This is a genomic window from Enterococcus italicus DSM 15952, from assembly GCF_000185365.1.
Lineage (GTDB): Bacteria > Bacillota > Bacilli > Lactobacillales > Enterococcaceae > Enterococcus_G > Enterococcus_G italicus.
This window is the reverse complement of the sequence record NZ_GL622243.1, coordinates 2,780-12,656: the sequence shown is the minus strand read 5'-3', so window position 1 is coordinate 12,656 and position 9,877 is coordinate 2,780. Positions and strand designations below refer to the sequence as shown.

Genomic DNA, 9,877 nt, shown 5'->3' with positions numbered 1-9,877 from the left:
ATATTTTTTTGTTCATTTTTTTTAATTCAATTATATAAACTTATTCCGGAAAAGGTAGCGTCAAGAATTATGTGTAAATGGAAAATCCATTCCGTTAATTACAATTAAATCATCGACTCTAATGTATCCTGAATTTCTTTAAATCCTTTATGGACTCTGCCTAAAAATCGTTGGTTATACTGATTGAATTGCGACACTAAAAATCTTTCTAAAGAGTCTTCATTTGGAAATTGTTCTTTTCTTCGAGTATACCGTTTTAATTGTTTATTAAATCCTTCGATTAAGTTCGTTGAATAGATGGTTCGTCTGATAGTGGGAGGAAAATTATAAAATGTGACTATGGCAGGATTCAAGAGCAGATTTACAACTCTTAACTTTTGAATACGATTTTGATTTTTACTCAAGTTATATTAATTTTTAGCAAAAACTTTGGTTTGTTCATCAATGATTTGACCGTCTATTTCAAACGTTTTACCAGTATAATCAAATAAATGGTAATAAGTTAAAATAGAATCTGAAAATGCTATATTAACGCCATCAATAGCATATATACCAATATGTGTAAGTCTAACATCTAATGAATAAGTATTTTCGAAGAAAACTAAATCTCCAGGTCTCGCTTCAGATTCACTAGTTGGTGAAGTATATTGATAGTAAACTTCATTAGCAGTTGTCATGGGTCAAAAGTTTAGCGAGGATATTGGTCAGTTGGCAGGTTTTAAAGGGATAGGTGAGAAGGGTTTCAACAGCTGGCATTTTTTTGATGATGGAAGTGCCGCCTATTTTAAATATCCATGTTTCCGCTTTATTACCTTATTTAATGGCTGCATATTTATCAGATGCGACCGCCCGTATGCTAGGAACAACGCATCAAGCAGATTAAATTCCGGAGATACCACCTATTAACATGAAGTTGTTGGTGGTGTTAGTTTGTTCTGGTGTTTTATTTGGTCTAGTTACTTTATTGTTTGCCAAGACTACAAAGCTTTTTAAAGAGATCTATCAAGCTAGGGTACAAAATTATAAATTACGTGCCTTCATTGGAACGGCTATTGTTGTATTATTTATAATTGTATTTTCTGATAAAAAATATGAAGGTATCAGTCTTTGGATAACGGATAATGCTTTTAATGGGACTTCTGAGTGGCAAGATCCAGTGTTGAAGTTATTCTTAACTAGCACCTCGTTAGAAGCAGGTTTACAAGGTGGTGAAGTTCCCTCGCTATTTGAAATTGGTACTTCTCTTGGAAGCGTAATCGGTCAATTTGTCGGCATATCACCGTCTTTTATTGAAGCACTTGAAATGATTACAGTGTTTAGGTGTACCACCAATAGCCCGTGACTACTTTTTTCTAGGAATAGAGTTACTTGGCATGGCTGACTTACCATACTATATCCTTGTCACACTTCTGAGTTACTTTGTAAAAGGACACAAGGGTATTTATTCTTCTCAACTAATTGTACATCCAAAGCGACTATCTTCACCTGATGTCATAGGAAAGCGATGGCCCGACCTATAATGAGAATGCAACTGTGAGTGTCTTGTTCAATGAAAGTGTTTAGACCACGCTCACCTAGTAACGATAAATGTACTACTGTTGACATACTTTTTCAGTAAAATGTAATATAATTAAAAAGATTGTTGACTAGATTGTCAAATAGTTTGTTACGTAGTTTATTGATGGTAAAATAAGCCAAGTAAAACCAATACAGGGGGTCAAAATTATGGAGTGGTACCGTTTAACCAAAGAAGAATTGTTCTCAAATTTGGAGTCTGACGAAGATGGCTTAGATGCTATTAGTAGGCAAGAAAGGTTAGCAAAAGAAGGACCTAACGAATTGTCTAAGGGTGAAGAAATTAGTGAGATCCGCAAGTTTTTGAGTCACTTTAATGATTTGCTGGTTTATGCCTTGATTTTTTCTGCTGCTTTAAAAGGATTCATTGGTGATTTCATTGATATGGCCATTATTCTATTTGTTGTTTTGGTAAATGCTTTGATTGGATATATCCAAGAAGCAAAGGCCACTGATTCTCTTAACAGCTTGTCTAATATGATGAGTGCAAATGCGGTCATTTGGACCGGAAATGAAAAGGTAACGGTTGATGCTGCCTCTCTTGTTAAAGGAGATATTGTTTTTTTGAAACCCGGGGACATCATTCCTGCTGATCTTCGTTTACTAGATGCTTACAATTTAGTGGTTGAAGAAGCTATTTTAACTGGTGAATCGACCCCCGTTAATAAATCTACCGATATCATTGAAAGTGAGGCTGATCTAGGAGACCGACTTAATATGGTGTTTTCAGGTACCTTGGTTAACGCAGGATCTGCTAAAGCAGTTGTTGTTGAAACGGGAGACCGTACAGAAATCGGTAAGATTAGTGAACACTTGAAGAGTGTGGAGGATAGCGAAACACCTCTTATTACCAAGATGAAGTTGATGAATAAACAAATATTTGCCGTGGTAGCTGGGTTAATTGTCTTTTTAGTGATTTTTAGCTTTTTCTATAGAGATATGACAGGTGATGAACTGCTATCAGCGATGATTGCCTTAGCAGTTTCAGCAATTCCAGAAGGATTACCTGCCGTTCTTTCTATTATATTATCCGTTGGTGTTACTCGAATGGCTAGACAAAATGCCATCATAAAAAAAATAGCCAGCTGTTGAAACCCTTGGAAGCATGGAGGTTATCTGTTCAGATAAAACTGGTACGCTGACAAAAAACGAGATGTCTGTGGTGGCTGTCATCACGGCAGATGACCTGTTTGATACAACTGATCCAAATGAACATGATAATCAAATAAATCAAACTAGTTCAAATCAAGCATTGACCAAAATGGTCGAGACAGCTTTATATTGTAACGACACGAAAGTTACTTATAAAGGTGGGGTGCGCGAAATCATTGGTAACCCAACCGAAGGTGCACTGCTTGATTGGGCTAATCAAATGGCCTTGACTGAAAATGTGAAAGAAATCAGTAAACTCCCTTTTGATTCAGCCTATAAGTATATGGCCACCTTAGTAGATGTTGAGGATAAACGGTATATCTACTTGAAAGGAGCGCCTGATGTGTTGCTTGATTTAGTGGAAAAGGAAGTATCCCATAATCAAGTGAAAGTATTTGATGAAAGTCCGTGGAATGAGAAGATTGCGACTAATGCAAAGCTTGGCCAACGTCTTTTAGCAGCAGCATATAAGGAAGTTTCAAATACTAAAGAGACACTGACACATGAGGATATCTCGAGTGACATGATCCTAGTTGGACTATTTGGTATCATTGATCCACCTAAAAAAGAAGCAATTGAAGCGGTTAGAGTTAGCCGTCAAGCTGGTATATCAGTGAAAATGATTACGGGTGACCATAAGGATACTGCTATGGCAATTGCTAAAGATATTGGTATTGAAAACTATGCCGATGCTCTAGTGGGTAAAGATATTGAGGCGTTGTCAGACGAAGAGCTAGAAAAAGTTGTCATGTCGACAGATGTCTATGCTAGGACAACACCTGAACATAAGCTACGATTGGTTGAAGCTATCCAAAGAAATGGTCAAATTGTTGGTATGACTGGTGATGGCGTTAATGATGCACCCGCGCTGAAGCAAGCTGACATTGGTATTGCAATGGGGATAAAAGGAACAGAAGTAACGAAAGACGCTGCTGATATGGTATTATCGGATGACAATTTTGCAACGATTACCAGTGCTGTTAAAGAGGGACGACGTGTCTACGAAAATCTTAAAAAGACAATCTACTTTTCATTGCCAACAGCATTTGCACAAGGGTTATTAGTAGTGGTTTCCTTGTTAGCTGATCGCCCATTACCACTCTCTTCTGTCCAAATACTATGGCTTAATATGGTGACAACTATTACTTTATCCTTTGCCTTGGGCTTTGAGCCATTAGATGAAAAAGGAATGACACGTCCGCCTAGAGATCCTAAAGAAAATATTTTAAGTTCCTATGCGATTTTTAGGACAGTATACGTTTCACTATTACTTGCTGGTCTAGGATTTTTAGTTAATAGTTTCTTAGGAAGCAAGGGTACTTCAATTCCGATAATGCAAACAACTCTTATTACAACGCTTGTATTTGGACAAGTATTCTATATGATTAACTGTCGAGAAATCATACGTTTCTCAATCACCAAGACGATTTTATCAAATAAGGTTTTGTGGTATTCATTAGCCATTTTAGCTATATTGCAACTATTAGTGACCTACGCACCATTTATGCACGTTGCGTTGGGTACAACAGTGATTACGGGTCAACATATTGGGATTTCTGTTTTAGCAGGTTTAGCTGTCTTCATCATTGTTGAAATAGAAAAAACACTTACGAGAACCTTTTTCAAACCAAAGAATTAGTAGTCTAGAAACGAAATAATTTAACAAAAAAACAAAAAATAAAGAGTCAATCAGATGAAACTAATAAATTAAACAAATCTAATCTAATTGAGTTATTGTAGTCGCTTAAAATGGTTCTGTTGCGAAGTTGGAAAATCAAACGCGCCCTCTCTGAACTCCAAATATCTTAGGCTGTTATTCCCATTAATACCTTGATTTCAGTAGACACCGTAAGGGATTTTATTCTTTATTTAAAACTTTGCAACAGAACCCTACGTAAAAATACCAGTTTCTGTGGATCAACAAAGAAATATAATTAGTGAGTCTGGTGCAATAATTAACTTTGATTTTTTTAATAAGGTTAAAAAGAAAATTATAAAACTAATTTCAAATTTAGACGATAATATTTTTGTGTACGAAGATAGGAACCAACTAGTAAATGATATGACAGAAATAATGGACTCATTTTATGACTTAGAGTCGCACATTCGTAAAAGATATGGTTATTTTATCCGCACTATGGATTCTGAAGAGTTTACAGAAATAGAAAATGTAAAAAAACCAAAAATTTCAAACACGGAATCGTCTTTTAAAAACTTCACCTCCAATCTAAATAAGCTTTTTTATGAACCAATTCCAAATAAGAATAAATTCTTTTTTGGGAAATTGCAAAATGATTTTCCTGATCTTTTTGTAGCAATTGATAGAATAAGGGTATATAGAAACTCTATCGAACATAGGGAGCTTGATCCCAGACAAAAAATGCTATATGAACAGTATCTTAAAGAGGATTTAAATGGAAAATCACCATTATTAGTTAAAGATGGTTATGCTATTTTGCAAGGAAAAATCATGCAAAAACTTCATGAATCCATTTGTAAACAATAAAAGTTGAGGGAAAACACTATAAAAAATTAGTAAATGTAGGCATATTCTATTCCATAAATAAAGTCTTCCATATATAGTGTCTTCGTAAAAGAGAGGCTAAGCATGGGTATGCATTGTGAATTCGAGCTGAAAATTAAAAGTATTTGAGCAATAGGTATATACGGTGTATACTTAATATAGGAGTTGATTTTATGAATATTAAAAAACGAAAAATCAGAGAAGTAGGTAACTCAATAGTTGTAACTTTGTCAAAAGAAAGTGTTTTGCAAAAAGGTTTGAAACCTGGAGATACTATTTTTATTGATGAAGATAAAATGATGGATGCAATTGTGAAGGAAGAAAGTAATTTAGATCTTGAAATTGATATGTATGTGAATCAAGCTCTATCAGAATATGATGAAGCATTCAAGGAATTAGTTGATCGATGATTTATCTTAGCGAAAAAGATATTGTAAAATTGAATGTTATTCAAATAAAAAGATATTCACCAAGGGAAACAATTGGTGTCATTGATAAAAATGCTTTGAGTATGGCTGTAAATCAACCTAGACAGCATATTTTTGGAAAAGACCTGTATCCTGATGAGTTCAGCAAAGCGGCAGTTCTATTAATAAATCTGATCAAAAAGCATCCATTTAATAATGGTAACAAACGTACAGCATTTTTAGCTGCATATGTTTTTCTCAAGATAAACGGTTTCTCACTGACAATGGAAAATCAGGAAGTTGTAGAATTTGTAGTTAATATTGCTACGTATCAGGGTGAGTTTGATGACTTAAAAGAGACCACAACTGACATACTAAAAAATAATTCCACAAAGATTGATACAAAAAAATAGAAGCAAACTAGTGATTCAGTTTAATCTGGTGATCTAGTTTACTTCTATTTTTAGTTTACATAAGATATATTATACTAAGTTATAGATGGTAAATGGTTTAAAATCAGGACAATTTCTTAATTGACAATATTTATGTTAACTAAATTTTCTTTAACATAAATATTGTCAACTTAGCTAGATGAATCTAAAATGATTGTCTGTATTGGTGACAAAACTAATTAATAATTACCTGATTCGAAAAAGAAATCATCCAATTAGTTGGTCGATTTCTTTTTTTATTCGGTAAATTGTTTGCCTAGTCACATTGTAGTCTTTTGCAATCTTTGAGATAGCAACCCCATTCTCAAGATCCTGGACGATGCTCTTATAAACAAGGCGACGTTGAGGATCTTTTGTGTCTGCACTGTATAACTTAGGACGACCTTTATAGACGCCGTTTGCTTTAGCGATTTTAATTCCTTGTGCCTGGCGTCGTTTCGATTCAGTACGCTCTTGTTCAGCAATCATGGCCAAAATTTGAATGATTAGGTCTTTGATAAATTTATCCAGAAGAGGATTTCCGATTGCTTCAGCCATGATCGGTAAACTGGTGATAATGAGTCGTACATTTTTCTTCTTTAAATAATTCACTGAATCGATAATCTCGTCATAATTGCGGCCAAGTCGATCAATGGCTTCTACAATAAAAATATCTTGCTCTCTGACAAAATCTAAAGCTTCCTGAAAAATCGGCCGATGACTAATCGTCGCTCCAGATTGCTTTTCTATAAAAATTTTTTCAGCGCCAAACTTTTTCATTTCTTCAATTTGCCGTTGTTCATTCTGATCTATCGACGAGACTCGGATATATGCAATTTTCAAAATTTTTACCTGCTTTCTCACACTATTTAAAACACACCCTAATCATACATTGGAAAACCATGTTTTTCAATGTTATTATGATGTCTATTTAGGGTACACCCAAATTAGACATAATTAAAGAAAAAACGTAGGCTTCTATTTTCGATACATGATTTTATCCGATTATGGTATATAATCGTTTATTTCTGGCGGTCATAAAAAAGAACCCTATGGGTATAGGGTTCTTCATACATGATTTTATACAATTTTATGTGTCTTGTATTCAAGTCACGCCACAAGAGTATGGTTGACATATCATTTTGACTTTGAACATCTAGATAAATATAAATAAATAATAGAGATAAAAAATGTAGTGTAATCCTTAATTATCTCTATTACTCGATTAATTTGAAGGTGTGCAATCATTCTTTAGACTGCCCTTAGCAATCGAAGTCCATTCAAAATAACAACCAATGTACTTCCTTCATGAATAATGACACTGATGGCAATATCCGTTAAGCCCAAGAAACTAACGACAATTAAAAAAGCAACAACGGCCATTGAAAAAATAATATTCTGCCAAATAACACGGTTCATTTTCGAAGAAATATTATGAGATTGTACCAATTTTGATAAATTGTTTTGCATTAAAACTAAATCAGATACCTCTACTGCCACATCAGTCCCATCTCCCATAGCGATTCCCACATCTGCATTAACAAGAGCAGGAGCATCATTTACACCGTCTCCAACCATGGCGGTCACACCGTATTTTTCTTTTTGTTCGTCTATTATTCTGGATTTGTCTTCCGGCATGACATTTGCAATCACTTCATCTATTCCCAATTGTTTAGCAACCGCTTTTCCCGTCATTTCTGAGTCACCAGTAATTAATGTGGTGTGTATACCTTGTTTCCTAAAATATTCAATGGTTTCTTTAGCATATTCACTCGGAACGTCCATAAGGGCAATAAGGCCTATAACCTCTTCATCTACTGCTACGTATACGACTGTCTTACCTTCTGACGCCCATTCATTATTTAAACGACTATATTCATCTGAAACATCATCAAACGAAGTCGGTTTTCCTATACGATAATTTCTCCCTTTGTAATCTCCCGTCAATCCTTTACCAATTTGGTTTTCTACTTCAATAGTTAGTTTGTTTTTTTGCTCAAACTTTCTTAGAATAGCATCTGCTAAGGGGTGATTGGATTCTTTTTCAAGAGCTACTACGATATCAATCATGTTTTCTTCGTTCACGGAATCAGCAAAATAATAATTGGTTACTTCAGGTTTTCCTTTGGTCAAGGTGCCCGTCTTATCAAATGCAATTGCTTTAATATCGGCTAATTGAGACAGGTAAGAACTACCTTTTGAAAGGACTCCTTTTTTGGCTAAATTAGAAGTCGTCGATAGCGTTGCCGAGACAGTAGCTGCTGCTAAAGCACACGGTGAAGCTGCAACTAAAAGGACCAATCCTCTATAGACACTTTGTGACCATGTCCAATCAAGTAGAAAAGGAGCCAATAACATGAATAACGGAATGGCAATTAAAACAACTGTAACGTATTTCGGTTCAAATTTTTGGATTATACTCGCAGCTTTTGTTTGGTTGTCTTGGTTCTGGTTTACTAACTGTAAAATTTTTGAAAATACTGTATCTTTATTTTCTTTAGTGACTTCCATTGTGAAAGTACCTGTTCCATTGATTGTACTTCCGAAAACGTCGTCTCCTTTGGATTTCTCTTTCGGGATACTTTCTCCATTAATAGACGACTCATCAATGGATGTAGATCCAGACAAAATGACGCCATCAATAGGTACTTGATCGCCATTCAAAACTTGAAGTTGATCTCCCACTTTTAATTCACTGACATCTACATTTTTTGTACTGCCATCAGGTAGGATTAACCGGGCAGTCGTTGGATTCATTTCGAGTAATTTCGTTATTTCTCGTTTGCTTCTTCCTTCTGCATAATCTTCCAAAAAATGTGCGCCAGAAAAAATAAGAATCAATAATGTTCCTTCCCAAAAATTCCCCATCAAAGAAGCTCCAATTGCCGCTAATCCCATTAAAATATGAGAATTAGGTATGAACTTTTTTTGTGCTTTTGAATTCTCAATTGTTTCTCCAAGGCCTTCAAGAAGAATAACGTGATACCCGGCACTGATTGTAGCGATTGAGAACAAAACATTTTGTACCAACTGATAATCTTCATTCAAAAATAGAGCAATCACTGCTAATGCTAAACCAACAAAGTACAAAACGACTGGCATTTTCCCATGATCATGATCGTGACCGTGGTTGTGATTATGCTTTTCTTGAGACTGTTGTTTTTGGACAGTTTCCATTTCTATTGCCTCCCTATATAATTTATAAGTCCTTTGTTTCCATCATTTACTTCTTGAATCACAAAAATTTCCGCTATTTCTGGATCCTTTCGTCTATTCCAAAAGTAAATCGTAATGAATCTACTTTACATATGACTAACTAATCATATGTTTGTATACTCATTTTATATCGCTATATACATTTTGTCAAGATAAAGAGAACGCCACTTCTCTTTTATAAACAAAAGATTAGCATTGTTTCGCTCATATGGTAATATAGATATGAACGAAAGGTCATATGAAAGGAATAAAAACACTATGGATATAAAAACAACTTCTCCAATCGATAAAGAAGGTTCTGTTGCAAAGTTTTAAATCTACTATCAAATAAGGTAGAATAATAGAAAAAGATAGCAGGAGGAATGACGATGAATCCTTTTAAAGGAAAGCAATTTCAGCAGGATGTGATTATTGTAGCCGTGGGCTACTATCTTCGTTATAACCTTAGCTATCGTGAAGTTCAAGAAATCTTATATGATCGTGGCATTAACGTTTCTCATACGACGATTTATCGTTGGGTGCAAGAATATGGCAAACTACTCTATCAAATTTGGAAAAAGAAAAATAAAAAA

Annotated in this window: 8 protein-coding genes and 3 pseudogenes; 7 read left to right on the top strand and 4 right to left on the bottom strand. The window is 34.7% G+C overall.

Annotated elements, in window-relative coordinates:
* Positions 1-104 precede the first annotated feature (104 nt).
* Positions 105-359 (bottom strand): annotated as a pseudogene (locus tag HMPREF9088_RS12710) (transposase); the annotation flags it as partial.
* 51 nt (positions 360-410) lie between these two features.
* Positions 411-677 (bottom strand): NlpC/P60 family protein, encoded by a 267-nt coding sequence (locus HMPREF9088_RS12705; protein WP_007209272.1) that lies wholly within the window; start codon positions 675-677, stop codon positions 411-413.
* An 83-nt stretch (positions 678-760) separates the two neighbouring features.
* On the opposite strand from HMPREF9088_RS12705, the gene HMPREF9088_RS12555 reads away from it, so the two are divergent.
* The 6 genes and pseudogenes from HMPREF9088_RS12555 (at position 761) to HMPREF9088_RS10655 (ending at position 6,071) form a co-directional block, all read left to right on the top strand.
* Positions 761-883: a hypothetical protein gene (locus tag HMPREF9088_RS12555; RefSeq protein WP_282634714.1), complete on the top strand. Its 123-nt coding sequence runs from the start codon at positions 761-763 to the stop codon at positions 881-883.
* A 24-nt stretch (positions 884-907) separates the two neighbouring features.
* Complete coding sequence (locus tag HMPREF9088_RS11500; protein ID WP_007209270.1) at positions 908-1,342, top strand: chloride channel protein; 435 nt, start codon at positions 908-910, stop codon at positions 1,340-1,342.
* A gap of 383 nt (positions 1,343-1,725) precedes the next feature.
* Positions 1,726-4,366 (top strand): annotated as a pseudogene (locus HMPREF9088_RS10670) (HAD-IC family P-type ATPase).
* Positions 4,367-4,639: 273 nt separating this feature from the next.
* Positions 4,640-5,233, top strand: coding sequence for a hypothetical protein (locus HMPREF9088_RS10665; RefSeq protein ID WP_007209267.1), 594 nt, complete (start codon positions 4,640-4,642; stop codon positions 5,231-5,233).
* 191 nt (positions 5,234-5,424) lie between these two features.
* Entirely contained in the window at positions 5,425-5,661 is a 237-nt protein-coding gene (locus HMPREF9088_RS10660) for an AbrB/MazE/SpoVT family DNA-binding domain-containing protein (RefSeq protein ID WP_007209266.1), read from the top strand.
* Positions 5,658-6,071, top strand: coding sequence for a type II toxin-antitoxin system death-on-curing family toxin (locus HMPREF9088_RS10655; protein WP_007209265.1), 414 nt, complete (start codon positions 5,658-5,660; stop codon positions 6,069-6,071). The genes HMPREF9088_RS10660 and HMPREF9088_RS10655 overlap by 4 nt, the downstream gene beginning before the upstream one ends.
* A 246-nt stretch (positions 6,072-6,317) precedes the next feature.
* Here HMPREF9088_RS10655 and HMPREF9088_RS10650 read toward each other — a convergent pair whose 3' ends face one another.
* Together HMPREF9088_RS10650 and HMPREF9088_RS10645 are read right to left on the bottom strand one after the other, a co-directional pair.
* Positions 6,318-6,932: a recombinase family protein gene (locus tag HMPREF9088_RS10650; protein ID WP_002287936.1), complete on the bottom strand. Its 615-nt coding sequence runs from the start codon at positions 6,930-6,932 to the stop codon at positions 6,318-6,320.
* Positions 6,933-7,340: 408 nt separating this feature from the next.
* Positions 7,341-9,266: a heavy metal translocating P-type ATPase gene (locus HMPREF9088_RS10645; RefSeq protein ID WP_007209263.1), complete on the bottom strand. Its 1,926-nt coding sequence runs from the start codon at positions 9,264-9,266 to the stop codon at positions 7,341-7,343.
* A 407-nt stretch (positions 9,267-9,673) separates the two neighbouring features.
* Between HMPREF9088_RS10645 and HMPREF9088_RS10640 the strand changes: the two are divergent.
* Positions 9,674-9,877 (top strand): annotated as a pseudogene (locus HMPREF9088_RS10640) (IS6 family transposase); the annotation flags it as partial.

What these genes read in the sequence shown, in the direction of transcription:
- HMPREF9088_RS12705 (WP_007209272.1), bottom strand. Translation starts at nt 677, where the DNA reads ATGACAACTGCTAATGAAGTTTACTATCAATATACTTCACCAACTAGT.
- HMPREF9088_RS11500 (WP_007209270.1), top strand. Translation starts at nt 908, where the DNA reads ATGAAGTTGTTGGTGGTGTTAGTTTGTTCTGGTGTTTTATTTGGTCTA.
- HMPREF9088_RS10660 (WP_007209266.1), top strand. Translation starts at nt 5,425, where the DNA reads ATGAATATTAAAAAACGAAAAATCAGAGAAGTAGGTAACTCAATAGTT.
- HMPREF9088_RS10655 (WP_007209265.1), top strand. Translation starts at nt 5,658, where the DNA reads ATGATTTATCTTAGCGAAAAAGATATTGTAAAATTGAATGTTATTCAA.
- HMPREF9088_RS10645 (WP_007209263.1), bottom strand. Translation starts at nt 9,266, where the DNA reads ATGGAAACTGTCCAAAAACAACAGTCTCAAGAAAAGCATAATCACAAC.